We start from the raw sequence: 25,566 nt of genomic DNA, 5'->3' as shown, positions 1-25,566 counted from the left end.
GGTCAGGAGATCGGGCGTATCCCGGTCGACTCGATCTACTCGCCGGTGCTCAAGGTCACGTACAAGGTCGAGGCGACCCGTGTCGAGCAGCGCACGGACTTCGACAAGCTGATCGTCGACGTCGAGACCAAGCAGGCGATGCGTCCCCGCGACGGCATGGCCTCCGCGGGCAAGACGCTGGTCGAGCTGTTCGGTCTGGCGCGTGAGCTGAACATCGACGCCGAGGGCATCGACATGGGCCCGTCCCCGACGGACTCCGCTCTCGCCGCCGATCTGGCGCTGCCGATCGAGGAGCTGGAGCTCACGGTCCGTTCCTACAACTGCCTCAAGCGTGAGGGCGTCCACTCGGTGGGCGAGCTCGTGGCGCGCTCCGAGGCGGACCTCCTGGACATCCGCAACTTCGGTGCGAAGTCCATCGACGAGGTCAAGGCGAAGCTGGCCGGGATGGGCCTGGCCCTCAAGGACAGCCCGCCCGGATTCGACCCGACCGCCGCCGTCGACGCGTTCGGCGCGGACGACAACGGGGGCACGGGCTTCATGGAGACCGAGCAGTACTGACCGAGCAGTACTGACCGAGCGGTACTGCACACCGCTGGAACCCCGTCGGCCCACCGGCGGGGTTCCAGCGGTCCGGGCCGTCAGCCCCAGGGCGTGACGAGGATCAGACGCCCCGGAACCTGGCCCGTACCCTGCCCCGGTATCAGGGTCGGTACCTGCGCCGTGGTGCTCGGCTGGCCGGCGGGCTGGTTCACCGTGCTGCTCGACCGATCGGCCGGCTGGTTCGCCGTGCTGCCCGTGCTCTGCGCGCTCCCGGTGGCCCACAGCTGGTCGACGCGCGAGCGCTCCGCGGCGTCCGGCTGGCGGTTGGTGCAGGACGGGCCGGCACCGCCGCCCGACATCAGCTCGCTGCACGGCCCGCTGTAGTCGTCCTGAAGGCCCAGCACGTGCCCGGTCTCGTGGGCGACGACGCGCACCGAGTCGTACTGCCGGCTCTGGGTGTAGTCGATGAAGATGTAGCCGCCTCCGTGGCCGTTGGTGGAGGCGTAGGACCCGCGCTGGTCGTTGCCCTCGTAGTAGGAGAAGTCGGCACCGCTCGACGCCTCCTGGAGCTTGACGTTGGACTCGGAGCTGTTCCAGATCGAGGCCGCGCTCGCTATCTGCGAGCGGAAGCTCGGTGCCCGCGAGTCGTCGTAGTAGATGGTCACGGCCTGCCCGGCGGGCTGGGCGGCGCGCTTCTCGGCGACCGACTTGAGCACGGCCTGGAAGAACGCCTTGTTGCCGGCGGCCTCCTCACCCGTCCCGTCGTACCGCGCCACGCGGTTGCCGGCGGAGGCGGACGGGGCGGCGGCCGTCCGGGCGCTCGCCGGCGCCGCCGCGCCCAGCGCGCTTGCGGCCAGGCCCAGGCCGACCGTGAGGGCGAGAGCGAGGGGTCTCGCGGACGTTCGGGACGCGTTCATGTGGGGGGCTCCTACTCACTCGGTGACGCCGAGCGCCCGGTGCGCGGTCGACTCGGCGTACACACCGGTTCCGAACTGCGGCGACGTCCTGTGGGTCGACATTCTTAGAACGGCTTCACAGGGAGCGCAAAGGGGTCCCGCCACTACGCGGCCTCGTAGGTCGCCGGAGCTCGAAAAGGCGGTGCGCGGACCTGCGGCCCGGGTACGGCGGCGGGCGGGGGAACTGGCGCGGCGTCAGAAGCCGTGCGGTACGGGGGTGGTGGGCCGGGTGGTCGGCCGGGCGGAGTTCCGGGAACCGCACCGGGCTCCACATCAGGTCCAAGACGGACAAATGCCCAAATGTCTGCCGTGCCGTGTCTACTAAGCACACCGGTGGATCGGTCGAACCCTGTGACCGAGGTCATAGAACGTGAGCTTCCGTTTATTTCCTGCTTTACCGGCCATGAGTTGCCGCCGAGCGATCGCTGTCCGCTGGTAAGAGTCGGGTAAGATCCGGCCACTTGTGCGAGGGCGGGGGCCCTCGTAGGGGAGGGAACTTCACGTGGGCAGACACGCCCTGAGACGGGGCGGGCTCACCGCTGCCATCTCCTCGCTCGCGCTCGCCGTCGTGGCAGCGTCCGTCGCCGTCCTGTCGGAGAGCGGCGGCTCCGCGGCGGCGGCCGAGGCCGGGACCGCCGCGATCACTCTGGTCGACCCGGGCTCCACCACACCGCGCACCGACCGCCCGTACGTCGCGGGCGACACCGGCTTCCTGCACCGGCAGACCGGCAGGACCGGACTGCTGTGGACCGACTACGCGACCGGCAGGACCGTGACCGTGGAGAACGCCGCCGGCGTCTACACCCCGGGCACCGGCTGCACCTCCATCGGCTCCGCGTGCCGCACCGCCTGGTACGGCGCGGACGGCGACCTGGTCGCACTGCCGACCACGGCCAACGACACCTACGCCACGCTGTGGGACCCGGCGACGGCCACCTCCGAGAAGGTGAGCTGGAGCGCCTCCGCCGAGGGCTACTACCGGGCCCTCGCGGGCGACACGATCGTCACCACCCACTCCCTGATCGACAGGGCCGACGGCGAGTGGCGCACCCGCACGGTCACCGGGGACGCGACGAACCTCACGAGTGAGGACGTGCTCGCCGCGGACTCCGCCGGAGTGTTCGTGGCGGAGCGCACCTTCGGCTCGCTCCGTTACATCGACATCGCCTCGGCCGTGAGCACCACCCTGTTCGACGAAACCGCCTACGGCGATCACTACGTGATGAGCGAGGACCGTGTCGGCTGGTACGACTCCGGCACCGCCGAGCTGCACCTGAAGTCCCGCACCGACCTCACCGCAGCCGAGCAGGTCGTCGCGCTGCCCGCCCACCCGGGCGCGCTCGACGGCGACCCGGTCCTGGTCGGCGACTGGCTGGTGCTGCCGCTGTCCTCCAGCGCGCTCGGCTCCCGGCTGCTCGCGGTCGACGTGGACGACCCCTCGGCGCAGCAGACGCTGCTGGCGAGCGCGGGCGCGTACACGGTGGCGGCGGGGGACGGCGGTGCGCTGGTCACCGGCGGCACCGACGCCACCGACTGGTGGGTGCGGCGGGTGACCCAGGATGCGGACGGCACGCCGAAGGTGGCGAAGGTCCAGCAGACCCCGGCGCTGGAGAACGCCAAGACGGGCATCGCGCTCAGCCGCGGCAGCCTGCGGGTCGCCGAGGACGACCCGGACGCCGTCGCGGACGCCACCTCCGTGCGCACCCTCACCACCGACGGCTCCGCCGTGCTCACGGCGTCCGAGGCCACGGCGAGCGGTTCGGTCTACAGGGCCCTCTGCCCGTACGAGGGCGCCACCTGCTCGGCGCTGTGGGGCAACCTCGCCGCCCGGGACGTCTACCTCGACGCGAACGGCGGCACCGACGAGGGCGAGAGCCTCGGCGACGACCGGCTGGTGGAGATCGGCGGCCACGACCTGGACTTCGGCGGCCGGGGCGGCCACATCGTCGACGTCTCCGACGACTACGCCGTCTTCGACTCCGGCGGCACCGGCCCGGCGCAGTATGTCGGCGAATTCGGCCAGGGCCAGAAGCTGAAGCGGTCCGTGCGCGCCGCCGCCCTGAACGGCTCCACCCTGTGGAGCGCCACCACCACCGCCGGGAAGCTCACCTCGTACGGCATCCCGGAGGAGAGGACGCTCAGCACCGTGACCGTCCCGGGCCTGGCCTGCGTGCCGAGCGAACTCCAGGCGGCGGGGCGCTGGGTGTACTGGGCCTGCGGGACGGACTCGGCGGGCGTGTACGACACCAAGTCCGGTACGGCCAGGGCGGTCACCCCCGGCGACGTGCTGCTCGGCGACGGGTTCACCGTCCGCCACGACCACGGCACGCACACCCTGGTCCGCACCGAGGCGGCCACCGGCACCACCCGCACCATCGCCTCCGACCTGGCCGACAAGGGCCTGTCCGTGGACCGCCGTTACCGCTGGACGGTCGACGAGTACACCGGTCTGGTCGCCTGGTTCGACGTCTACGAGCGCACCCACGTCACCACCACGGGCATCGCCCCGTCCGCCGTGACGGCCTTCGAGACCTCGGCCGGCAGCCACGTGGACCCCGGGACGCCCTTCGAGGGCGACTGGGTGCTGTCCCGCCCGGTCACCTCCTGGTCGCTCACCCTCACCTCGCTCCAGAGCGGCGCCAACGGCAGGGCCACCCGCACCCTCACCGGCGGCGCGACCCCGGCCCGGGTGGCGGCGACCTGGAACGGGAAGACGGCGGGCGGGAGTTACTTCCCCAACGGCCACTTCACCTGGACCCTGAAGGCGACCGGCCTCGGCACCGCCGCCGCGAACACCGTGACCAGCGGTGAGGGCTTCCTGCAACGCGGAGCCGCGGTGCGCCGCGACTTCGTCAGCCCCGACGGCCCGGACGGCCGCGGTGACCTGCTCACCCTGAGCTCCTCGGGCGGGCTGACCTTCCACAGCGGCACGGGGACGGGGAAGTTCGGCGACAGGTACACCGGCAGCGGCTGGCCCACGACCGTCCTGGCGGTCCCCTTCGGCGACCTCGGCGGCGACCGCTGCAACGACGTCCTCGTCCGCTACAGCAGCGGCGCGCTGCGGCTGTACAAGCCGGGCTGCGGGGCGGCGGTCAAGCCGTCGACGAAGTACACCACCCTCGGCACCAGCGGCTGGACCCAGTACAACGTGCTCACCTCGCCCGGTGACGTCAGCGGGGACGGCCGCCCGGACCTGATCGCGCGGAACGCGTCCACCGGAGCGGTCTACCTCTACAAGGGGACGAGCACCGGCAAGCTCGCGGCCCGCGTGAAGCTCTACGACAACTGGAAGACGTACAAGAAGATCCTCGGCGTCGGCGACATCACGGGTGACGGCAAGGCCGACCTCCTGGCCCAGGACAGGTCGAACAACCTCTACCGCTACAACGGCAGGGGCGACGGCACGTTCGCGGCCCGCGTCAAGGTCTTCTCGGACTGGGGCGGCTCGTACAACGCCGTCGTCGGGGTCGGCGACATCACGGGCGACGGCAGGCCGGACCTGGTCTCCCGCGACACCGGCGGCAAGGTGTGGCGCAACAACGGGGACGGCAAGGGCTCGTTCGGCGCGCGGGCGCAGATCGCGAGCGGCTGGGGCGGCTACAAGTCCCTCTCGTAGGCGGTGAGTCGGTTCCGCCGAAGGCGCCCGGGGGCTTGCTGCCTCCGGGCGCTCGTGTTCGGGTGTGCTCCGTCGGCACGGTGCGGACCACGGGCGGCCTGGTCGCCGCGTACCGTAGGGTTGTCAACCCGGACAAACTGCCCGGTAAGGAACGGATGCTCATGAAAGCCATCACCGTACGAGACCGCGACGCAGGCCTGGCAGGGCTGTCGCTGACGGAGCACCCCTACCCCCACGCGGCCGAGAACGACGTCGTCGTGCGGGTGCACGCCGCGGGCTTCACCCCCGGCGAGCTGGACTGGCCGGGCACCTGGACCGACCGCGCGGGACGGGACCGGACGCCGAGCGTGCCCGGTCACGAACTGTCCGGTGTCGTGGCGGAGTTGGGGTACGGCACCACCGGCCTGAGCGTCGGTCAGCGGGTGTTCGGGCTGGCCGACTGGACCCGCGACGGATCGCTCGCCGAGTACACCGCGGTGGAGGCCCGCAACCTCGCGCCACTGCCGGCGGACATCGACCACGTCACGGCCGCCGCGCTGCCGATCTCCGGCCTGACCGCCTGGCAGGGCCTGTTCGACCACGGCCGGCTGGCCACCGGGCAGACCGTCCTGGTCCACGGGGCCACGGGCGGGGTCGGCTCGATCGCCGTGCAACTCGCCCGCGAGGCCGGCGCCCGGGTGATCGGCACCGGCCGGACCGCCGACCGGGAGCGGGCGCTCGCCCTGGGCGTCGACGTCTTCCTGGACCTCCAGAGCGAGAACCTGGCGGACGCCGGCGAGGTCGACGTCGTTCTCGACGTGATCGGCGGCGACGTCCTCGACCGCTCGGCGGCCCTGGTCCGGGCCGGCGGCACGCTCGTCACCATCGCCGTGCCGCCCAAGGTCCGGCCCGGGGACGGGCGCGCGGTCTTCTTCGTCGTCGAACCCGACCGGGCCCGCCTCGCCGACCTGGCCGCCCGGGTGCGGGACGGCAGGCTCAAGCCGGTCGTCGGCGCCGTACGGCCGCTCGCCGAAGCCCCCGCGGCGTTCGGCCCGGGCCCGCGGACCCCGGGCAAGACGATCATCCGCGTCGTCGAGGACTGAAGCCCCCGCCCGTGCAACAGGCCTTCGACGAGGCCGCCGCCGTCCGCGGCTGACACCTCGGCAGCGCGGGCGCGGCGAGGGCGTGGTCGCGGCCGGGACCGGGTCGGGGATCCGGCGCCGCGCGGCGCCACCCGGGCCGGCCCCGTGGAGCACCCGGCCGGACGGGAGCACGTGCCGCACGCGAGCAACTACGGGCTCGGTCGGCGGACTTCACCGGCGGAGTACGCGACCGTCGGCGCGCCGTGGACCTCGGGCGCCGAGGACCGACCCGGCGGCAGGCCCTACTGTGATCCCCGTGAGGCAGGCAGGCGCTGGGAGGGATGATCGGCGATGACGCCCCTGAACACCGGGGACCCGGAGTCCATAGGCGGCTACACCCTGCTCGGCCGGCTCGGCGCGGGCGGCATGGGGGTCGTCTATCTGGGGGTCTCCGCCTCGGGACGGCAGGTCGCGGTCAAACTCGTGCGCGGGGCGTACGCGCAGGAGGAGGAGTTCCGGACGCGCTTCCGGCAGGAGATCGCGGCGGCCCGCAGAGTCAGCGGCGCCTTCACCGCGCCGGTCGTGGACGCCGACCCGGACGCCGACCGGCCGTGGATGGCGACGCTCTACGTACCGGGCCTCAACCTCGCCGAAGTCGTCGAGAGGGACGGCCCGTTGAGTCCGCGGGACCTGCGCGCGCTGGGACTGGGGCTCGCCGAGGCGCTGCGCGACATCCACCGGGCGGGCCTGGTCCACCGCGACCTCAAACCGCGCAACGTCCTGATGACCGACGACGGGCCGCGCGTCATCGACTTCGGCATATCGCGCGCGGCCGACAACCAGAGCCTCACCACGACCGGGCGGATGATCGGCACCCCGCCCTTCATGTCGCCGGAGCAACTGGCCGCTCCCCGGGACGTCACCCCGGCCTCGGACGTCTTCTCGCTGGGGTCGCTGCTGGTCTTCGCGGCCGTCGGCACGGGACCGTTCGACGCCGACAGCCCCTACATCACCGGCTATCAGGTGGTGCACGGGACCCCGGCCCTCGACGGGGTGCCCGAGGCGTTCCTCGACATCGTCGAGCGCTGCCTGGACAAGGACCCCGGCGCACGGCCGGAACTGACGGAGATACACCGCCTGCTCCGGGCGCTGCCGGAGTCCGGCGCCGTCGCGTCCCCGGCGGCCGGGCGGCCCGCGAAGCCCCGGAGCACGGCCCCCACGTCAGCGGGCGCCAGGACAGGCACAGGCACCGGCACCGGCACCGGTACGGGTGTCACTTCCACCGCCACCGCTGCTCCCACCGCCACCGGCAGGCGGCGCCGGGCCCGGATGCTGCTCACCGGCCTCGGCGCGGTGCTGGCGGTCGCCCTGCTGGGTGCCGGAGTGGCCGACTTCGTGTCGGGCCCGGCCTCCTCCGCCGCCTCCGGGCCCGCCACGGCCACCGCCACCGCCCGTACCGCCGCACTGCCCGAGGGCTGGCGGCCCTGGCAGCAGGCACTGCGGTACGACGTGCGGGGCATCCCCCTCGACTACGGCACCCCCGGCTGCGTGGCGGCGGGCAGCGCCCTGTTCTGCGGCGGTACGGGCTTCACGGCCGCCAGGATCGACGCGTCCTCCGGCCGCACCCTGTGGCGGGCCGGGACCCGCCCCCAGGGGGTGCGGCCGATCGGCGTCCGCGACGGGCTGGTCTACATGTACGAGGACCCGGACGACACCGTCAGGCGCGTGGTCGCCCTCGACGCGGGCACCGGGCACCGGCGCTGGCAGCGCGACATCAGCAAGTCCGAGGACGCGGTCCTGTACGACGGCGGGCTGCTGACCCTGTCTCCCGACGCCGCGTCGTTCGTGGCCTACGGGACGTCCGGCAAGGAGCTGTGGCGGGCGCCCTCGCTCGACGAGTACTGCACCCCGTCGGTGCTGGGCGGCGCCCCCTACGCCCTGTGCACGCAGGGCACCGAGGCGGGCCAGGCCCCGGTCGAGCTGATGCGGCTCGGACCCGGCAGCCTGAGCGGGACCGCCACCCTGCCCAAGAAGTCGGAGACGCTCGGCGCCGTCGGCGGGCAACCCCTGTTCCTCGCCCCGCAGACCGCGAAGGACGTGTACGAAGCCGGGTACGAACGGCCGTACAACGCGCTGCTGCGGGTGGCCCCGGACACCGGGAAGATCACCCGGATGCCGCTGGCCCGTCCGCTGACCGGCGCGGCCACCCTGGTGGACGGTGTCGTCTACTTCGTCCGGTCCGACGGGTCGGTCACCGCGGTGTCGGCGGACAGCGGCAGGGAACTCTGGCGGAAGGTGACGGACGTGGAGAGCCTCTCCGCGCCCGCGGTGTCCGCGACGTACGGGCGGGTCTACTTCGCCAACCGGTTCGGGCGCCTGCTGGCCCTGGACAGCCGCACCGGGGCGGAGGTCTGGCGCACCTCCGCACTCGACGATCCCGGCGACAAGACGCAGAGCTACCCGCCCCAGGTACTGCTCGTCAGGGACGCGATCGTCGCGACGGCCGGCGACACGGCCTTCTCCCGAAGCCCGGACGGCCCCGGCTGACCGCCTCATGAACGAGGAGACGGCGGGTAGGCGCATGCGTACGACGGCGAGAGCCTGTGTCGGACGACGAGGACGCCCAAGGAAAGAGTTCTCTATGGTCACCCCGCTGAGGAACCGGGCTTCGGACGGAGAGGAACCCGGGACGCCGCTGCGCTACCGCGCCACCTGGGACACCGCGGACACCCCGATCGCAGCCGCCCGGGCCGCCGTACGCGCGCTGCTGGCCCGGGCCGGGCATCCCCCCGACCACCGGCCGAGTCAGGACGCCCAGCTCGTCGTCAGCGAGCTGGTCACCAACGCGGTACGCCACGCACCCGGGCCGGTCGGTCTGGCCCTGGAGGTGTCGGCCGACGCCGGCCTGCTGCGCATCGCGGTGAGCGACAGTTCGCCCCGGCCGCCCGTACTGCCCGCGCACGACCCCCGCCGCGTCGGCGGACACGGCCTGCACCTGGTCACCCGGCTGTGCGGCCGGCTGCACACCGTCGAGGCCGCGCGGGAGACCGGCAAGCAGGTCGTCGCGCACCTCCGCCTGCGCGGGCCCGCCGCCCCCTAGACACCGGCGGGCGACCCGGCCCGCTCACCCGGTGGTGTGAACTTCTCCCCGTGCGCCCACGGCCGCCAACTGAGCAGCGGTTTCGGGGCGTTGCGTCCGGCCTAGACTCCGGGCCCATGTCGCTCTGGCTGCTCAACCACTTCAGCACCTTCACGCTGGCCGTCGTCACCGTCGGCGGCACCGTTCTCGTGGCCGTCGCCGGCAGCGTGCTGCTGCGGCGCAGGTACCCGTCGCTGGCCGGCGGGGAGCACAACGACATGGTGGGGGTGACGCTGGGGATGTTCGGCGCCATCTACGGGATCATCCTCGCCTTCGTGATCGTCACGCTGTGGACGCAGCTGGAGGAGACCCAGACCATCGTCGCCGCCGAGGCCACCGACGCGGCGCTGATCACCCGGGACGCCGCCGCCTTCCCGGCGGCGGTGCGGGCCGGCGTCGACTCGGCCATGAGCGGCTACGTGCACGCGGTCGTCGAGGACCAGTGGCCGCGGATGCGCGCGGGACACCCCAGCTACGGGGCCACGGAGACCCATCTCCAGGCCGCCTTCCACGTGTTGCAGACGTACGACCCGAAGACCGAGCAGGAGCAGGTCTTCTACGAGCAGACCGTCGGCCACCTCGACGACGTCGCCTCCCAGCGGCGCGCCCGCATCACCATGGCCCGGCAGGAACTTCCCCCGCTGCTCCAGGTCCTGGCCGTCGGCGGCGCCCTCGTCCTGGTCCCGCTCACGTTCCTGTTCGGGATGCGCAAACTGCGGGTCCAGATCCTGTTCGTCGCGTCGGTCGCCGGGCTCGTCGGCTTCAGCCTGCTGCTGGTCTTCGTCCTGGACCGCCCCTTCTCCGGCGACCTGAGCGTCAGCCCGGCCCCGTACCGGGAAGGGGCCCTCGCCCAGTACTGGCCGGCGTCGCAGCGCTGAGCGCGCGGGCATACGCTGATCCGGGGGCATTCGGGTGAATCGCACACCGGAAGGGGCGCCCCGATGGACGACTACCCGCTGATCGAGAACCACGGGCTGATCGGCGACCTGCAGACCGCGGCGCTGGTCACCACGGACGGGGCGGTCGACTGGTTCTGCTCCCCGCGGTTCGACTCGCCGAGTGTGTTCGGGGCACTGCTGGACAAGGACAAGGGCGGCCACTGCACGGTCCGGCCGGCGCACCCGACCTATTCGACCAAGCAGTTGTACCTGCCGGACACGGCGATCCTGGTGACCCGGTTCATGACCGAGGCGGGCGCCGGCGAGGTGGTCGACCTCATGCCCGTGACCGGCACGACGGTCACGGACCGGCACCGGCTGGTCCGCCTGGTCCGCTGTGTGCGCGGCACCATGACCTTCGTCGTGGAGATCGCCCCGCGGTTCGACTACGGGCGCATGAAGCACCAGTTGCACATCACCCAGCACGGAGCGGTCTTCGCCGCGGAGGACGGTACGGAACTCACCGTGCACCCCGTCCGGGAGCCGGAGGACCGGCGGCTCGCGGACGTGCTGACGTACCGGGACGCCGACCTCCAGGTCACGCTCACCCTGGAAGCCGGTGAGCAGCGCGGGCTGATCCTGGAGACGGGTGCCGAGGGACCGCCCAGGGAGATCCGGCGAGCCGAACGCGAACAGCTCTTCGACGAGACGGCGGGGTTCTGGCAGTCCTGGATGGCGCAGTCCACCTACACCGGGCGCTGGCGGGAGGTGGTGGAGCGGTCCGCGATCACGCTGAAGCTCATGACCTTCGCCCCGAGCGGCGCGGTGGTGGCCGCCCCCACGGCGGCGCTCCCGGAGCAGCTGGGCGGCGAGCGCAACTGGGACTACCGCTTCACCTGGATCCGGGACGCCTCCTTCTCCGTGTACGCCCTGCTGGGACTGGGTTTCACGGAGGAGGCCAGGGCGTTCATCAGCTGGCTGGGCGACCGGGTCAGGGAGGGGGCGGGCGGCGACCGGAGCACGGGCCCGCTCGACATCATGTACAAGGTCGACGGATCCTCCGAGCTGAGCGAGCAGATCCTCGGTCACTGGGAGGGCTACGCGGGCTCCGCCCCGGTCCGGATCGGCAACGGTGCCGCCACCCAGCTCCAGCTGGACATCTACGGCGAGGCCCTGGACAGCATCTACTTCGCGCACCGGCACGGCTTCACGGTCGGGCACCGGGGCTGGACCTCGCTGCGGACGGACCTGGACTGGCTGGCCGACCACTGGGACCAGGCCGAGGAGGGCATCTGGGAGACCCGCGGAGGCCGCCAGGACTTCACGTACGGCCGGGTGATGTCGTGGGTGGCGTTCGACCGGGCGCTGCGCCTCGCCGAGTCCAAGGGGTGGCCGGCGGCGGCCGGCCGCTGGCAGGCCGCGCGGGACGCCGTCTACGAGCAGGTCATGGCCAGGGGCTGGAGCGAGGACCGGCAGGCCTTCGTCCAGCGCTACGGCAGCGAGGTCCTGGACTCCTCGCTGCTGCGGATGGCGACGGTCGGGTTCCTGACCCCCGAGGACCCGATGTGGTCGGCCACCCTGGACGCCATGGAGGAGGAACTGGTCAGCGACAGCCTGGTCTACCGGTACGACCCGGAGGCCTCGCCCGACGGCCTGCGCGGCTCGGAGGGCACCTTCTCGCTCTGCACGTTCATGTACGTCGACGCCCTGGCGCGCGCGGGCCGGACCGACCGGGCCCGGCTGGTCTTCGAGAAGATGATGGGGTACGCCAACCACCTGGGCCTGTACTCCGAGGAGATCGACCCCACGGGCCGCCAACTCGGCAACTTCCCGCAGGCGTTCACCCATCTCGCCCTCATCGACTCGGCCCTCACCCTCGACCGGGCTCTCGACGCCCGCCGCTCCGGACCCGTCCGGCACGCCTAGGCGCTCCGGGGCCGCGCGCACCGCGCTTCCCGGGGTGCGGGCGATGTGTGCGCGGCATACGCTGATCGGGTGAAATGGCGGGATACCGGGGCGGTCTGGGCGACACCGTTCGCCGTTGTGTGACGACCGCTCACTCCCGCTTTTCTCTCGCGTTCTCTCTCGCGATCACCAGATACCTCCTGCGGAGGCCCGGCGGGTCCGGTGTGCCGCCTCCGCAGCCTGCAGCCCCTGTGGAGGCCGGGATGCGAGTCGTCGTTGATCTTTCCCGATGCGAAGGGTATGCGCAGTGCGCGTTTCTGGCCCCGGACGCGTTCCGGATGCACGGCGAGGAAGCGCTGATGTACGACCCGACCCCCGACGACGCCCAGCGCGACCGGGTGCTGCGGGCCGCGGCGGCCTGCCCCGTGCAGGCGACCAGGATCGCCTGCCCCGTGCAGGCGATCCTGGTCGACCGGCTGGAGGGGCGGCCGGAGCGGCGGGACGCACCGTTGGAGGCGTCGAGGTCATGACCAGCGCCGACAACCTGCGTGCGTTCAAGCGCGACGGCCGCATCGTGATCGTCGGCGCGTCGCTGGCGGGGCTGCGGGCCGCGGAGTCCCTGCGCGACGAGGGGTTCACCGGGTCGCTGACGATGATCGGCGACGAGCTGGGCGAGCCCTACGACCGTCCCCCCTTGTCCAAGCAGGTCCTGACCGGGTGGGTGCCGGCCGACGGCACCACGCTGCCGCGCCGCCGCGAGATCGACGCGGAGTGGCTGCTGGGCGTGCCCGCCACCGGTCTCGACCTGGCCACCGACCACGTGCGGCTCGCCGACGGACGCGAGATCCCCTTCGACCGGGTGCTGATCTCCACCGGGGTGCGGGCCCGGCCCTGGTTCGTCGAGTCCGAGGCGGAGCTGGACGGGGTGTTCGTCGTCCGCACCCGCGAGCACGCCGAAGGACTGCAGCGGGCCCTGGCCGCCGGGCCCTCCCGGGTGCTGGTCATCGGCGCGGGATTCACCGGCTCCGAGATCGCCTCCATCTGCCGGGAACGGGACATCCCGGTGACCGTCGCCGAACTCGCGCCGTACCCGCTGGTCGGGGCGCTCGGTGCGATGGTCGGCGAGGTGGCGGCGGAGATGCAGCGCGCCCACGGCGTCGACCTGCGGTGCGGGGTCAAGGTCACGCAGCTGGAGGGCGACGCCCAGGGGCGGCTGCGCCGGGCCCACTTCGACGACGGCAGCACGATCGACGCCGACGTGGCCGTGGTCGCGCTCGGCGGCATCCGCAACACCGAGTGGCTGCAGGGCTCCGGCCTTGCGGCGGGGGTCTGGGGCGTCGCCTGCGACACGGGCTGCCGGGCCATGGACCTCAACGGGCTGATCACCGACGACGTCTTCGTCGCCGGGGACGTGGCCCGCTGCCCGAACCCGGTCTACGAGTACCGGCTCATCTCGCTGGAGCACTGGGCCAACGCCGTGGAGCAGGCCGAGGTCGCCGCCCACAACATGGTCCACGGCCAGGCGGAACGCTGGCCCCACCTGTCCATCCCGCGGTTCTGGTCGATCCAGTTCGGCGTCAACATCAAGTCCGTCGGCGTGCCGACCTTCGCCGACGAGGTGGTCGTCACCCAGGGGTCGGTGTCCGACCACCGCTTCGTCGCCGCGTACGGCTACCAGGGCCGGGTCACCGCGGCGGTCACCTTCAACAACGCGAAGTGGCTGGACCACTACCGGCGTCTCATCGAGACGGCCGCGCCCTTCCCGCCGCCCTGCCCCACGCCGGGCCAGCCCGTCGACACGAAACCGGTGCCCGTCGACTTCCCCGGCCCCACCCTGCTCGCCCAGGGCGCCACCGTGGTCGTCACCGGGCACGACCCGAGCGAGCGCCGCGTGACGGCCGCGCACCAGCACCACCGTTAGGCCCACCGGCAGGAGTCCACCGTCAGGCGGAAAGGACAGCGAGATGACCACGACCGAGGCGCCCGACACACTGCGCCGGATCCTCGACTACTCCTCCCGGGCCGACCCGTACCCGCTCTACGCCGAGCTGCGCCGGACGCCGGTGGCCCGGCAGGACGACGGCAGCTACGTCATCAGCACGTACCGCGAGCTGGAGGAGATCCTGCACAACCCGCACCTCAGCTCCGACGTCCGCAACCTGGCGCACCCGATGCCCTCGGCCGAGGGCACGACCACGCCCGCGTTCATCAACATGGACCCGCCCGAGCACGACCGCCTGCGGCGGATGGCGATGCGCCACTTCGGCCCGCCGCACACCCCGGGGCTGGTGACCGGCCTGGAACCCGCCCTGGCCGACACCGTCGGCGGGCTGATCGACGACGTCGCGGGCAAGGAGCGGATCGACATCGTCGACGACCTCGCCTACCCGTTCCCCGTCACGGTGATCTGCCACCTGCTCGGCGTGCCCCGCGAGGACGAACCGCGGTTCCGGGTGTGGGTCGACGGCATCATCAACGCGATCGACTACGACCCCAGGACCGACCCGCAGGAGAAACTCGACAACGGCGTGCGGGCCCGCCAGGACCTGCGCGAGTACCTCGGCGGACTGGTGGAACAACGCCACGGCCGCCCGAGCGACGACCTGCTGTCCCGGCTGGCCAACGACGACGGGCCGGACGGGCGGATGACCGACGAGGAGATCATCAGCACCGCCAACCTGCTGCTGATCGCCGGCCACGAGACCACCGTCAACCTCATCACCAACGGCATGCTGACCCTGCTGCGCCACCCGCAGCTGCTGCAACGGCTGCGTGCCGAACCGGACCTGGTCGTGCCGCTGGTCGAGGAACTCCTGCGCTACGAACCGCCGGTGCACATCATCCCGTGGCGGGCGGCGTACAGCGACATCACCGTCGGCGACACCGTCATCCCCAGGGGCTCGCAGATCATGCTGATGCTGGCCTCGGGCAGCCGCGACCCCGACCGCTTCCACGACCCGGACCGCTTCGACCCCGACCGGCGGGACAACCAGCACCTCGGCTTCGGCAGCGGCATCCACCTCTGCTTCGGCGGCCCCCTGGCCCGCCGCGAGGCCCAGATCGCCCTGACCGAGCTGACCCGCCGCCTCGACACCCCCACCCTGGTCGCCGACCCGCCGCCGTACCGGCGCAGCCCCGTCCTGCGCGGGCCGATCCATCTCCAGGTCGAGCAGCACGGCGGTTAGCGCGCCGAGCGCGCCTCAGCGTCCCGTGGGCCCGGGCTCCGGCTCCCTGTCGATGCGGTAGCCGGTGCCGGGGACGGTGGTGATGATCCAGGGCTCGCCGAGTCGTTTGCGCAGTGCCGAGACGGTGATGCGTACGGCGTTGGTGAACGGGTCGGCGTTGGCGTCCCACGCGCGCTCCAGGAGTTCCTCGGCGCTGACGACACCGCCTTCGGCGCCGACGAGGACTTCGAGCACGGCGAACTGCTTCCTGGTCAGCGCGACGTACTGCCCGTCCCGGTAGACCTCCCGGCGGAACGGGTCCAGCCGCAGCCCCGCGATCTCCCGCACCGGCGGCCTGCTGTGGCCGCGTCTGCGGTCCAGGGCGCGCAGCCTGAGCACGAGTTCCTGGAGCTCGAAGGGTTTCGTGAGGTAGTCGTCGGCGCCGAGTTCGAAGCCGGACGCCTTGTCGTCGAGGCGGTCGGCCGCGGTGAGCATGAGGATCGGCATGCCGCTGCCGGAGGCGACGATGCGCCGGGCGACCTCGTCCCCCGACGGCCCGGGGATGTCGCGGTCCAGGACGGCGATGTCGTAGCCGTTGACGCCCAGCAGCTCCAGCGCCGTACCGCCGTCCCCCGCGATGTCGGCGGCGATCGCCTCCAGGCGCAGGCCGTCGCGGATGGCCTCCGCCAGATAGGGCTCGTCCTCGACGATCAGCACACGCATGCCTTCGAGGCTACGAGCCGGCACCTATGGCCGGCGTATCGAAATCCGCAGACGCGCCGCCGACCGCCTCCGGAATGACCTGACGGCTTCGGGGAACCCGGAACACCGACAGAGGCCACAGAGGTCATGGAACGCACAGGGAGGCACCGTCATGATCGCTCTCGGAATCATCCTGCTAGTCGTCGGATTCCTCACGGGCATATCGATCCTGTGGACGCTGGGCATCATCCTGCTCGTCGTCGGGGCCGTCTTCTGGATCATGGGATCCATGGGCCACGCAGTCGCCGGCCGGCGTCATTATTGGTGAGGTCGGTAACGGCGGGTTCCGTCAGGAGGTGAGGACGGAGATGCCGTCTCCGAGCAGTTTCAGCCCGAGGACGAAGAACAGGACCGCCATGACGGCGACGTTGTGCTGAGCCGCCCAGTCCTTCCAGTTGCCCAGTGTGGTCCTGGCGCGCTCGCCCCCGAGCAGGAAGACGCCCAGGGGGACCAGCAGGCCGAGGGTGGCGATCACGACGAAGACCGCCAGCGCCCCGACCTGCTGCGCCACCGGCAGTCCGGCCGAGCCGATCGCGGCGCCCGCGGCGATGGTCAGCGGGGCGTTCTTCGCATTGAGCGCGGCCAGGGCCACCCCCAGCGCGAAGACCTTGGCCGGGGTGAGGCGGTCGATCGCGCTCATCCACTTCGGCAGCCGCGCCTCCGCGGGATCCCGCGGACGCCGGTGCCACAGCCGGGCGCCGAAGGCGACGAGGAACAGGCCCAGGGCGAGCTTCAGGGCTCCCACCCAGGTGGCCGGGTGGTTGTGCGCGGAGGCGTGCGCGGGGGAGGCGATCGCCAGCATGACCGCGCCCAGCACCGCGAGCCCGAGGATCCACCCGACCGTGAACAGGACGCCGTTGAAGCGGCCCCGGGGCGTGGCGAGGATCAGGATGACGGCGATGATCGGGAGCGGGCTGACCGCGACGGCCGCCGCGAAACCCAGTACGTCACCGAGAACTGCACCCATGGTCGCCTCCGACGCCGTCGGCACGCCCGCCCCTTCCGTCGCCGCTCTCGCTGCTCTCGGTTCCATCCTCCTGCGCGCGGCCGGATCTGTCCTCGGGAGCCCGCAGGTGCCCGGGACCCGCTTCGTGAAGGTCAGCTCCGGGGGCCGTCGCAGAGTTCGAGGATCCTGACGAACGGCCTGCGGAGCACCACGGCCCGCGGCTCCCTGTCCTGCGCGGCGTACCGGGCGAGACCGGCGCGGGCCGCGTCGGCGTCGGCGCGCGGGTCCCGGCCCGCGAGGATCGCCGCCAGGGCGCGCCCGGTGGCCTCGGCGACCGGGAGGAGCGCGGTCCGGGCCCGGGAGAGCGCCGGGACGGGCCCGTCCCGCACGCTGAGGAACTCGGCCTCCGTGGCCAGGGCGAGCAGCTGGGGCACCGCCCGGAGGGCGAGGTCGATCCGGTTGCCCAGCTCGGTCACCTCGGCGCGGTGGCGCCGCCGCAGCGGGTTGAACCGCATGGCCTTCTCCGCCTCCCGGGCCTCGGCCCCGTAGCCGCGCAGCCGGTCCGCCGCCGTCTGCGCCGCCGCCCGGTTCGCGCGGGCCGCGTCCGGTGACCCGATCGCGCGCGTGCCGCGCAGGAGGCCCTCCGCGAGACCGTCCGCGCACTTCCGGGCCAGCGCCGCCACCTCCCTGCGGGGGTCCCGTGGCCAGAGGACCGGGGCGAGGACGGCGGTGACGGCACCGCCCAGCGCGTTCTCCCACAGCCGGGCGACGCCGTACGACTCCGGCGCGGGGTTGGCGAAGACCAGCAGCGAGGTCACCGCGACCTGCACGTTCAGCGTCGTCCCCGAGCTGATCACGGTCCCGCAGAGCAGGGCCAGCCCGATCACGACGGCGAGGACGAGCGTGCTCGGCCGGAAGAGGCCGACCACGGTGACGCCCAGGGCCACCCCGGCCAGCACGCCGAGGATCCGCAGCAGCAGCGCCGTCAGGGAGGCGGCGGAGTCACCCCGCAGGCACAGCAGCGGAACGATGGCGGCGAACACCGGCGGCTGGTCGGCGCCGGCCCACAGAGCCGTCTGCCAGCAGAGCACCGCGATCACCAGGATCCGGGCCGCCGTCGGCCCCTGCACCCGGAGCCGGTGGCCCGCCCGGGCCCACGGGGAAACGCCCGTCACCCGCCCACCTTAGGCACAGGTCACACCCCGCCGCTCTCCGGTGACACTCCGTGATGCCGGGGCGCCGGGGTGCCGGGGGCGCCGGTTCAGTCGCGGGTGGGGGCCGGTGCGATCGGCTCAAGGAGCCGTCGAGGGGTGTTGATCGCGTCGGAGACGGGGTCGCCGGCGCCGCCTGCGGGCCGGTGGCCGGGGCCGGGCTCGCTCCGGATCTCCGGGACCGGGACGGCCGAACCGCACTCCCGGCAGCGCCCGTCGGGGTCGAGGAGGCCGCCGTCCAGGTCGTGCCGGAGGAGGCGCTTGACCCCGTTCGGGGAGTAGAAGGCCTCGCCCCAGTTCATCAGGGCGTGCACGGCCGGCCACAGCGCGACGCCCTTGTCCGTCAGCCGGTACTCGACACCGGCGGCCCCGTCGCTCTCGCGGCTGAGCACGCCTTCCTGGACCAGCGACTTCAGCCGGCTGGTCAGGACGGCCCGCGGGATCCCGAGCTGGGTGGCGAAGTCGCCGAACCTCCGCACCCCGTAGAACGCGTCGCGGACGATCAGGAGCGTCCACCGCTCGCCCACGACCTCCAGCGTGCGCGCGAGGGGACAGTTCCCGTCCGCGTAGGTGTTGGGGAGGGTCATGCCCGCCATGCTACCAGCGGCGGTTCACTCACTGAACTGGCGGTGCTACGGTGTTCACCAGGAGCAGTTCAGTCACTGAACCGGTCGGCCGGGGTGTGCCGACCGTGAGGGGAGTACCGCATGTACCAGTTCCTCGTTTCCTTCACCGTCCGGCCGGACCGCCGCGACGACTTCGTCCGGGCGGCCCGCAGGACCGCCCGCGACTCCCTTGCGAACGAGCCCGGCTCCCACCGGTTCGAGGTCGTCGCCGACGAGGAGAACCCGGACGTCTTCTACCTCAACGAGGTCTACGCGGACGCCGACGCGTTCCACGCACACGCCGCCGGCCCCTACTTCGCCGCGTTCTTCGCCGAGGCCGGCGCGTACGCCGAGGGCCCGACCTGGCTCATGAGGGGCAACGTCGTCGGCGACAGGGCCGCCGCCTGAGCCGCCGCCCACACGGCTGCCGTCCATCGCCGTCTGCCCATCGCCGTCTGCCCATCGGCATCTGTCCAACGGCATCTGTCCAACGACATCTGTTCAAAAAACGAGGTGCATCATGTCGTCCGTGCTCATCACCGGTGCGTCCCGAGGCATCGGGCGGGCCATCGCCGTGGAGCTGGCGGGCCGGGGCCACCGGGTGGTCGCCACCGCACGCCGGCCGGAGACCCTGGCCGACCTCCCCGTCGACCGGCGGCTGCGCCTCGACGTCACCGACCAGGAGAGCGTCGACCAGGCCGTCCGGGCCGCCGGCGAGATCGACGTCCTGGTCAGCAACGCAGGGGCCACCGTCCGCGCGCCTCTGGAGAGCGTCCCGCTCGCGGAGGTCGAGCGGCTCTTCCAGCTCAACACCCTGGGTGCGCTGCGGGTCGCCCAGGCCGTGCTCCCCGCCATGCGGGAGCGGGGGGCGGGCCGTCTCGTCTTCGTCTCCAGCGTCCAGGGGCGCCTGGTGCTGCCCCTGATCGGCCCCTACGGCGCCAGCAAGTGGGCGTTGGAGGCGCTCGCCGAGACGCTCGCCCTGGAGACGCGCCACTTCGGGGTCGGAGTGAGCGTCGTACAGCCCGGCGCGGTCTCCTCGGGCGGCGCAGAACGCGCCAGGGTGTTCCTGAAGGAGGACGATCCCTACGCCCCGCTCCACGCGGCGCTGCCCGCGCTCCGGGGCGAACTCGTCACCCCGCAGGACGTGGCCGCCACGGTGGCCGACACGATCGAACGCCCCGACCCCCCGCTGCGTGTCCCGGCCGGCGCACCCGCCGAGCGGATCCTGCGGGCTCGCAAGGCGGCACCGGAGGACGCGCCCTTCCTGGCGGCCGAGATCGGCTGGTAGCCGTCCGGGTGTCCGGCCGTCCGTGTCCGGGTGTTCCGTCCCCGCTAGCCGCGGCGGCGGACCGCCGCGGCCCGTGGCAGGTCGCCGGTGCCGCCCAGGACGACGACCTGGAAGGCGGCGCGGAGATAGGCGGTCACGAAGCGGGAGATCCTGCGGGTGCCGAGCATGGCGGGTCACCTTCCTGCCGGGGGAGTTCCGAGGGCCGGTGCTGTGAACGGGGGCCGGTGCGTCACCAGTTGACGGCGTCGTCCATCGACTGCTGCCAGTACGTGACCTTGAGCGAGTCGTCGACGTAGACGCCCTTCGCGGGCAGCGACGGGTGGGCGCCCTTGCCGACGCTCTCGTTGCCGGAGCGGCCGTGGAAGTAGACGTCCAGGGAGTTCACGGTGTGGCCGTTGGTGCCGCTGCCGTCGGTGGCGGAGAGGCTGACCGAGGCGTAGCCGGACTCGCCCGGCGCGAGCGTGACCACGGCCTGCGGCTGCGAGTCCTCGATGACCGGGGGCACCGACTGGGCCTCGCCGAAGCGGACGGCCGGGTAGGAGTACAGGTAGCAGGTCCTGCTGCCGGTGTTGGTCACCGTGAGGAGCATGTGGTTCACGGGGCGGTTCAGCGGGGCCGCGACCGTCTTGGTGTTGGAGCCCTCGCAGGTGACCGGCCGGCCGGTCGAGGCGGGCGCCTTCGCGGCGGGGGTACCCGCGTTCGACTTCGACGTGCCGGTGCCGGTGCCGCTGCCGGCCGCGGCCTGAGGCGCGGAGGTGGCGGCGGAGCCGGAGCCGGAGCCCGTGGACGCGGTGGCGGCCGGAGCGGGGGACGAGGTGTGCGCGGTGGGGGTGCTGGCCGCGACGCTCTCGGCGTGCACGCCCGTGCCGTCGGTGCAGGCCGTCAGGGACAGCGCGGCGAGTACGACGGTCGTGGCGGCGCCGGCGAGACGGATGCGGGAGGTGCGGAGGCTGGACATGTGGACGTGCCCCTTCGGAGTTCGGGTGGCGGTGGTGATTGGATGACCGAAGCCTGCGAGGCGATCTGTCCCAACCGCCAGCCACGACGGGCAGTTGGGGACGCTGGAACGCGGAAACGGGCTCTGAACAGGGCGAATACGGTGGCCCTGGAACGCGGGACTGGGACGCGAGGGGATGGGGGAACGGGTGTCAGGGGCGACAGGGGCCGACGCGACGGAGGCGTTCGCGCTGCTGCTGCGGGAGCTCAAGGACCGTTCGGGGCTCAGCTACGGGGTGCTCGCCAAGCGGATGCACATGAGCACGTCGACGCTGCACCGCTACTGCAACGGCACGGCGGTGCCCGTCGAGTACGCGCCGGTGGAGCGCCTCGCCCGGGTCTGCCGGGCGACGCCCGAGGAGCTGGTGGAGCTGCACCGGCGCTGGATCCTGGCGGACGCGGCACGGGGGAGCAGGACGGACCAGGCCGCGGCGCCGGGTGCGCCGCGGAAGGCCGACGCGTCACCCGGGCGCGGCACCGCGGGCGCGCCGGTGGACGCGGGCTCCGGCACGTCGTCCGGAACCCGCGCCGCCGGTGAGCCGGCCGTCGCGGGCACGGACACCGGCGCGGACACAGACGCAGACAGAGGCACCGGTGCCGAAGCCGTCGCATCACCGGGAGTCGGCGACGGTGACCGCGTCGGCGACCGCGACCGCGACGAGCCGGTCGTCGTCGACCTGCCGCGAGGGCCCGCGGCGGCGCCGCGCCGGCGCCGTACCGTGCTGATCGCCGCCGTCGCGGCGGCGGCCGTGCTGGGGGCCGTGGTGTTCGCCGTGCGTCCGTCGCTCGGCGGCGGCCACGACGGCGCGGGCGACCAGCGGGCGGCCGGGGACAGCGCCGCCCTCACCGGCGCCCCGGAGACCCCGCAGAAGTCCCCCTCCGCGTCCCCGAGCGCGACCGGACGCAAGCCCTCGGCGTCGTCCTCCGCCAGCTCCACCGCGTCCCCGGAGACAGCGGCGGGCGGTGCGGCGGACGACGGCAAGCAGGGCGGCGCGGCCCAGGGCGCCGACGGCACCACCACCGGCACCGCCGTGCCGCTCACCGTCAACACGCGGCCCTACGTTTACGACGACCCGTGCAGCCAGCACTTCCTCGTCGACAGCGAACCCGCGCAGGTCGGCCCCCCGGCGAGCGAGCAGGACGCCCCGCGCTGGGCCGCGGCGTACGGGGCGGTGTCCTCGGGCGAACAGGAGATCGCCCTCACCGTGCAGGGCACCGGCTCGGAGACCGTCGTCCTGGAGGCGCTGCACGTGCGCGTGCTCAGCAGGGGCGCGCCGCTCGCCTGGAACGACTACTCGATGGGCGTCGGCTGCGGCGGCGGCGTCGGCACCAAGTCCTTCGGCATCGACCTCGACGACGGCAGCCCCACGGTCACCGTCAAGAACGGCCAGCGCGACTTCCCGTACAAGGTCAGCGAGTCCGACCCGGAGGTCTTCTACGTCGTCGCCCGCACCGAGGCCCACGACGTCCGCTGGGACCTCACCTTGGACTGGTCGAGCGGCAGCCGCCACGGCACCGTCCGCGTCGACAACGCCGGAACCGCCTTCCGTACCAGCGGCGACGCGGGCCGCCCGGGCTACGACTACCCGCTCGGCGGCAGCGAGTGGATCGCGCGGGAGGGCGGCTGACGGCGCGCGGAGCCGCCTGCTCACGTGCCGTAGGCGCCCGGGCGCGGAGCGCGTCGGCGGGGTGGGCGCAGGTGTGAACGGATCCGGCTCGGGGGTGATGGAGCCTTACCCGTTTGGTGTTATATGAGCCGTATGCGCCAGATGCTCCGGCGGATGCGGCCCGGGTACGGGATACGCAGCGTTGCCGGTCAGATGTTCCTTCTGCAGGTCGGGGTCGTCCTGGTTCTGGTGGCGACGGCGGTCGCCGCCCTCCTGCTGCAGGCACGCACCGACGCCGACCGGGAGGCCCGGAACCACACGGAGGCCGTGGCGGCCTCCGTCGCCGCGGACCCCGTCGTGCGCCAGGCGCTGACCGGCACCCATCCGACCGCGGTGCTCCAGCAGTTGGCCGAGGAGACCCGCCGGCGCGCGGACGTGGACTTCGTCGTCGTGATGAGCCCCGACGGCATCCGCTACACCCATCCGACCCCCGGCGAGATCGGCCGCCGCTACATCGGCAACATCGCGGCGGCGCAGCACGGCGGCATCGTCACCGAGACGACGACCGGGACACTGGGCCCCTCGGTCCGGACCGTCGTCCCCGTGACCGCCCCCGACGGCAAGGTCGTCGGGCTGGTCTCCGCGGGCATCACCGTCGACCGGGTGAGCCTCGCGGCGGCCCGGCAGGTGCCGCTCGTCCTGGGCGGCACCGGGCTGGCGCTCGCGGCCGCCACCGGTGGCACGGCACTCGTCGGCAGGCGCCTGCGCCGCCAGACGCGCGGGCTGGGGCCGGTGCAGATCACGCGCATGTACGAGCATCACGACGCCGTTCTGCACTCGGTGCGCGAAGGCGTCCTGATCGTCGACCGGCAGGGCCGGCTGCTCCTGGTCAACGACGAGGCGCGGCGCCTGCTCGGACTCACGGCGGACGTGGACGGCCGGCCCGTCACCGGCCTGGGGATCGCTCCCAGGGCCGCGGAGCTCCTCGGGTCCGGCCGGACGGTCACGGACGAGGTGATCGAGGTCGGCGACCGGCTGCTGGCCGTCAGCCAGCGCCCCACGGACGGGCCGCCCGGACCGGGCGGCTGGGTCGCCACCCTGCGGGACACCACCGAACTCACCGCGCTGACCGGCCGGATCGAGGTGGTCCAGGAACGCCTGACGCTGCTGTACGACGCCGGACTGCGCATCGGCACCACCCTGGACGTCACCCGCACCGCCGAGGAACTCGCGGAGTTCGCCGTACCGGGATTCGCCGACTACGTCACCGTCGACCTCGCCGACACCGTGCTGAGCGGCGAGGAACCGGGCGAGGCGGGCGTGGCGGAGCTGCGCCGGGTCGCCCTGCACGGCATCCGGCGGGACGTGCCGCTCTATCCGCCCGGCGCGCTCATCCACTTCGACCCCTTCACCCCGCAGGGCGAGGGCTTCGGTTCCGGGCGGATGGTCCTGGAGTCCGACATGGCGGCCTTCTCCGGCTGGCAGGCCCAGGACCCCGACCGGGCCCGCCGGCTGGTGGCCTACGGCATCCACTCCATGATCTCCGCCCCGTTGCGGGCCCGCGGCGTGATCCTCGGCGTGGCGACCTTCTGGCGCTCCAAGGAGCCGACCGCCTTCACCGAGGAGGACCTCTCGCTCGCGGAGGAACTGGTCGCCCGCGCGGCCACCAGCATCGACAACGCGCGCCGGTTCACCCGGGAGCGCACCATGGCGGTCACGCTGCAGCGCAGCCTCCTGCCGCACGCCCTGCCGGAGCAGAACGCGGTCGACGCGGCGTACCGCTACCTGCCGGCGGGGGCGGGGCTCGGCGGCGTCGGAGGCGACTGGTTCGACGTGATACCGCTGCCCGGGGCGCGCGTCGCCATCGTGGTCGGCGACGTCGTGGGGCACGGACTGCACGCCGCCGCCACCATGGGCCAGCTGCGCACCGCCGTACTCAACTTCTCGACGCTCGACCTGCCGCCCGACGAACTCCTCTGGCACCTGGACGAGTTGGTCACCCGCATCGACCAGGACCGGGACCGCGGCTGCGGCAGCCGCACCCTCACGGGCGCCACCTGCCTGTACGCGATCTACGACCCGGTCTCCCGCGTCTGCACCATGGCCAGGGCCGGTCACCTGGAGCCGGTCATCGTGCTCCCCGACGGCGACGCCCACCTGCCCGGCGTCCCGGCGGGGCCGCCGCTGGGGCTGGGCGGGATGCCGTACGAGACGAGCGAGGTGCTGCTGCCCGAGGGCAGCGGCATCGTGCTCTACACCGACGGCCTGATCGAGGACCGGCGCGAGGACATCGACGAGGGCATCGAGCGGCTGCGCCGCGCCCTCGCCGTGCCGGGACGCACCCCGGACCAGATGTGCGGGGCGGCGATGGACGCCCTGCTGCCCGGGGCGGCCCGCGACGACGTGGCCCTGCTCGTCGCCCGCACCCGGGCGCTGGACGACCGGCACACCGCGTACTGGACCGTGCCGTCCGATCCCGCGGCGGTCGCCGGGGTCCGGGCCGCCGCCACCGAGCTGCTGCGGGACTGGGGCCTGAAGGAGGAGGCGTTCACCCTGGAGCTGATCCTCAGCGAGCTGGTCACCAACGCCATCCGGCACGCGACGGGCCCCGTCGGGGTACGCCTGATCCACGACCGCTGCCTCATCTGCGAGGTCTCCGACGGCAGCAGCGTCTCCCCGCACCTGCACCGGGCCGCCACCATGGACGAGGGGGGCCGCGGACTCTTCCTGGTGGCCCAGTTCGCCGACCGCTGGGGGACGCGCTACACGCCCGACGGAAAGGTCATCTGGACCGAGCAGTGGCTGGGCGCGGAGCCCTGAACCGGCGCGGCACGGAGGTTGCGCAGGCGCCCCCGGGGCAAGCAGGATGCCCGGCGTCGATGTCCCGTGAGC

The 25,566-nt window shown here is 73.0% G+C and carries 22 protein-coding genes; 15 read left to right on the top strand and 7 right to left on the bottom strand.

Annotated elements, in window-relative coordinates:
• On the top strand, positions 1–558 hold a 558-nt coding region (locus AB0D74_RS30715), incomplete at its 5' end, for a DNA-directed RNA polymerase subunit alpha C-terminal domain-containing protein (RefSeq protein WP_362594237.1).
• 80 nt (positions 559–638) lie between these two features.
• Here AB0D74_RS30715 and snpA read toward each other — a convergent pair.
• Entirely contained in the window at positions 639–1,457 is an 819-nt protein-coding gene (gene snpA, locus AB0D74_RS30710) for a snapalysin (RefSeq protein WP_362594235.1), read from the bottom strand.
• A 541-nt stretch (positions 1,458–1,998) separates the two neighbouring features.
• Between snpA and AB0D74_RS30705 the strand changes: the two genes are divergently transcribed.
• The 9 genes from AB0D74_RS30705 (at position 1,999) to AB0D74_RS30665 (ending at position 15,280) form a co-directional block, all read left to right on the top strand.
• Positions 1,999–5,112 (top strand): VCBS repeat-containing protein, encoded by a 3,114-nt coding sequence (locus AB0D74_RS30705; RefSeq protein WP_362594233.1) that lies wholly within the window; start codon positions 1,999–2,001, stop codon positions 5,110–5,112.
• A gap of 161 nt (positions 5,113–5,273) precedes the next feature.
• Positions 5,274–6,194 (top strand): NADP-dependent oxidoreductase, encoded by a 921-nt coding sequence (locus tag AB0D74_RS30700; RefSeq protein WP_362594231.1) that lies wholly within the window; start codon positions 5,274–5,276, stop codon positions 6,192–6,194.
• Positions 6,195–6,524: 330 nt separating this feature from the next.
• Complete coding sequence (locus tag AB0D74_RS30695) at positions 6,525–8,720, top strand: serine/threonine-protein kinase (RefSeq protein ID WP_362594229.1); 2,196 nt, start codon at positions 6,525–6,527, stop codon at positions 8,718–8,720.
• 94 nt (positions 8,721–8,814) lie between these two features.
• Positions 8,815–9,273, top strand: coding sequence for an ATP-binding protein (locus tag AB0D74_RS30690; RefSeq protein WP_362594227.1), 459 nt, complete (start codon positions 8,815–8,817; stop codon positions 9,271–9,273).
• Positions 9,274–9,389: 116 nt separating this feature from the next.
• Positions 9,390–10,190, top strand: coding sequence for a DUF4239 domain-containing protein (locus AB0D74_RS30685; protein WP_362594225.1), 801 nt, complete (start codon positions 9,390–9,392; stop codon positions 10,188–10,190).
• A gap of 63 nt (positions 10,191–10,253) precedes the next feature.
• Positions 10,254–12,116 carry a glycoside hydrolase family 15 protein gene (locus AB0D74_RS30680; protein ID WP_362594223.1) on the top strand — a complete coding sequence of 621 codons (1,863 nt, stop codon included), beginning with the start codon at positions 10,254–10,256 and terminating at the stop codon, positions 12,114–12,116.
• A 242-nt stretch (positions 12,117–12,358) separates the two neighbouring features.
• Positions 12,359–12,625: a ferredoxin gene (locus AB0D74_RS30675; RefSeq protein ID WP_362594221.1), complete on the top strand. Its 267-nt coding sequence runs from the start codon at positions 12,359–12,361 to the stop codon at positions 12,623–12,625.
• A complete protein-coding gene (locus AB0D74_RS30670) occupies positions 12,622–14,016 on the top strand; it encodes an FAD/NAD(P)-binding oxidoreductase (RefSeq protein WP_362594219.1) in 1,395 nt (464 codons plus the stop codon). Before AB0D74_RS30675 ends, AB0D74_RS30670 begins: the two co-directional genes overlap by 4 nt.
• 43 nt (positions 14,017–14,059) lie before the next feature.
• Complete coding sequence (locus AB0D74_RS30665; RefSeq protein WP_362594217.1) at positions 14,060–15,280, top strand: cytochrome P450; 1,221 nt, start codon at positions 14,060–14,062, stop codon at positions 15,278–15,280.
• A 15-nt stretch (positions 15,281–15,295) separates the two neighbouring features.
• Here the strand turns inward: AB0D74_RS30665 and AB0D74_RS30660 are convergent, their stop codons facing one another.
• Positions 15,296–15,982, bottom strand: coding sequence for a response regulator transcription factor (locus AB0D74_RS30660; RefSeq protein WP_362594215.1), 687 nt, complete (start codon positions 15,980–15,982; stop codon positions 15,296–15,298).
• A gap of 151 nt (positions 15,983–16,133) precedes the next feature.
• On the opposite strand from AB0D74_RS30660, the gene AB0D74_RS30655 reads away from it, so the two are divergent.
• Complete coding sequence (locus AB0D74_RS30655; protein WP_362594213.1) at positions 16,134–16,289, top strand: DUF6131 family protein; 156 nt, start codon at positions 16,134–16,136, stop codon at positions 16,287–16,289.
• Between the two features lie 21 nt (positions 16,290–16,310).
• Here AB0D74_RS30655 and AB0D74_RS30650 read toward each other — a convergent pair whose 3' ends face one another.
• The 3 genes from AB0D74_RS30650 to AB0D74_RS30640 form a co-directional block, all read right to left on the bottom strand.
• Positions 16,311–16,988, bottom strand: coding sequence for a GAP family protein (locus AB0D74_RS30650; RefSeq protein WP_362594211.1), 678 nt, complete (start codon positions 16,986–16,988; stop codon positions 16,311–16,313).
• Between the two features lie 131 nt (positions 16,989–17,119).
• The gene (locus AB0D74_RS30645) at positions 17,120–18,142 is read right to left on the bottom strand and encodes an FUSC family protein (RefSeq protein ID WP_362594209.1); all 1,023 of its coding nucleotides are present in this window, start codon (positions 18,140–18,142) and stop codon (positions 17,120–17,122) included.
• A gap of 86 nt (positions 18,143–18,228) precedes the next feature.
• Positions 18,229–18,765, bottom strand: a complete 537-nt coding sequence (locus tag AB0D74_RS30640) for a helix-turn-helix domain-containing protein (RefSeq protein ID WP_362594206.1) — start codon at positions 18,763–18,765, stop codon at positions 18,229–18,231.
• A gap of 120 nt (positions 18,766–18,885) precedes the next feature.
• On the opposite strand from AB0D74_RS30640, the gene AB0D74_RS30635 reads away from it, so the two are divergent.
• Both AB0D74_RS30635 and AB0D74_RS30630 read left to right on the top strand, forming a co-directional pair.
• On the top strand, positions 18,886–19,191 hold the full coding sequence (locus AB0D74_RS30635; RefSeq protein WP_362594203.1) for an antibiotic biosynthesis monooxygenase: 306 nt from the start codon (positions 18,886–18,888) through the stop codon (positions 19,189–19,191).
• A 112-nt stretch (positions 19,192–19,303) separates the two neighbouring features.
• Entirely contained in the window at positions 19,304–20,071 is a 768-nt protein-coding gene (locus tag AB0D74_RS30630; RefSeq protein WP_362594200.1) for an SDR family oxidoreductase, read from the top strand.
• A 44-nt stretch (positions 20,072–20,115) separates the two neighbouring features.
• On the opposite strand, the gene AB0D74_RS30625 is transcribed toward AB0D74_RS30630, so the two are convergent.
• Both AB0D74_RS30625 and AB0D74_RS30620 read right to left on the bottom strand, forming a co-directional pair.
• The gene (locus AB0D74_RS30625; protein ID WP_362594197.1) at positions 20,116–20,238 is read right to left on the bottom strand and encodes a hypothetical protein; all 123 of its coding nucleotides are present in this window, start codon (positions 20,236–20,238) and stop codon (positions 20,116–20,118) included.
• Between the two features lie 62 nt (positions 20,239–20,300).
• Positions 20,301–21,029 (bottom strand): DUF4232 domain-containing protein, encoded by a 729-nt coding sequence (locus tag AB0D74_RS30620; RefSeq protein WP_362594194.1) that lies wholly within the window; start codon positions 21,027–21,029, stop codon positions 20,301–20,303.
• A 175-nt stretch (positions 21,030–21,204) separates the two neighbouring features.
• Between AB0D74_RS30620 and AB0D74_RS30615 the strand changes: the two genes are divergently transcribed.
• A complete protein-coding gene (locus tag AB0D74_RS30615) occupies positions 21,205–22,695 on the top strand; it encodes a helix-turn-helix domain-containing protein (RefSeq protein ID WP_362594191.1) in 1,491 nt (496 codons plus the stop codon).
• A 132-nt stretch (positions 22,696–22,827) separates the two neighbouring features.
• On the top strand, positions 22,828–25,494 hold the full coding sequence (locus AB0D74_RS30610) for a SpoIIE family protein phosphatase (protein ID WP_362594188.1): 2,667 nt from the start codon (positions 22,828–22,830) through the stop codon (positions 25,492–25,494).
• Positions 25,495–25,566: the final 72 nt, after the last annotated feature.

It is taken from the genome of Streptomyces sp. NPDC048278, assembly GCF_040652195.1.
GTDB lineage: Bacteria > Actinomycetota > Actinomycetes > Streptomycetales > Streptomycetaceae > Streptomyces.
This window is presented reverse-complemented; position numbering and strand designations above follow the sequence as displayed.

Coding starts and splice junctions, on each gene's coding strand:
- snpA (WP_362594235.1), bottom strand. CDS start 1,457: ATGAACGCGTCCCGAACGTCCGCGAGACCCCTCGCTCTCGCCCTCACG.
- AB0D74_RS30700 (WP_362594231.1), top strand. CDS start 5,274: ATGAAAGCCATCACCGTACGAGACCGCGACGCAGGCCTGGCAGGGCTG.
- AB0D74_RS30695 (WP_362594229.1), top strand. CDS start 6,525: ATGACGCCCCTGAACACCGGGGACCCGGAGTCCATAGGCGGCTACACC.
- AB0D74_RS30690 (WP_362594227.1), top strand. CDS start 8,815: ATGGTCACCCCGCTGAGGAACCGGGCTTCGGACGGAGAGGAACCCGGG.
- AB0D74_RS30685 (WP_362594225.1), top strand. CDS start 9,390: ATGTCGCTCTGGCTGCTCAACCACTTCAGCACCTTCACGCTGGCCGTC.
- AB0D74_RS30680 (WP_362594223.1), top strand. CDS start 10,254: ATGGACGACTACCCGCTGATCGAGAACCACGGGCTGATCGGCGACCTG.
- AB0D74_RS30675 (WP_362594221.1), top strand. CDS start 12,359: ATGCGAGTCGTCGTTGATCTTTCCCGATGCGAAGGGTATGCGCAGTGC.
- AB0D74_RS30670 (WP_362594219.1), top strand. CDS start 12,622: ATGACCAGCGCCGACAACCTGCGTGCGTTCAAGCGCGACGGCCGCATC.
- AB0D74_RS30665 (WP_362594217.1), top strand. CDS start 14,060: ATGACCACGACCGAGGCGCCCGACACACTGCGCCGGATCCTCGACTAC.
- AB0D74_RS30660 (WP_362594215.1), bottom strand. CDS start 15,982: ATGCGTGTGCTGATCGTCGAGGACGAGCCCTATCTGGCGGAGGCCATC.
- AB0D74_RS30655 (WP_362594213.1), top strand. CDS start 16,134: ATGATCGCTCTCGGAATCATCCTGCTAGTCGTCGGATTCCTCACGGGC.
- AB0D74_RS30650 (WP_362594211.1), bottom strand. CDS start 16,988: ATGGGTGCAGTTCTCGGTGACGTACTGGGTTTCGCGGCGGCCGTCGCG.
- AB0D74_RS30640 (WP_362594206.1), bottom strand. CDS start 18,765: ATGACCCTCCCCAACACCTACGCGGACGGGAACTGTCCCCTCGCGCGC.
- AB0D74_RS30635 (WP_362594203.1), top strand. CDS start 18,886: ATGTACCAGTTCCTCGTTTCCTTCACCGTCCGGCCGGACCGCCGCGAC.
- AB0D74_RS30630 (WP_362594200.1), top strand. CDS start 19,304: ATGTCGTCCGTGCTCATCACCGGTGCGTCCCGAGGCATCGGGCGGGCC.
- AB0D74_RS30625 (WP_362594197.1), bottom strand. CDS start 20,238: ATGCTCGGCACCCGCAGGATCTCCCGCTTCGTGACCGCCTATCTCCGC.
- AB0D74_RS30620 (WP_362594194.1), bottom strand. CDS start 21,029: ATGTCCAGCCTCCGCACCTCCCGCATCCGTCTCGCCGGCGCCGCCACG.
- AB0D74_RS30615 (WP_362594191.1), top strand. CDS start 21,205: ATGGGGGAACGGGTGTCAGGGGCGACAGGGGCCGACGCGACGGAGGCG.
- AB0D74_RS30610 (WP_362594188.1), top strand. CDS start 22,828: ATGCGCCAGATGCTCCGGCGGATGCGGCCCGGGTACGGGATACGCAGC.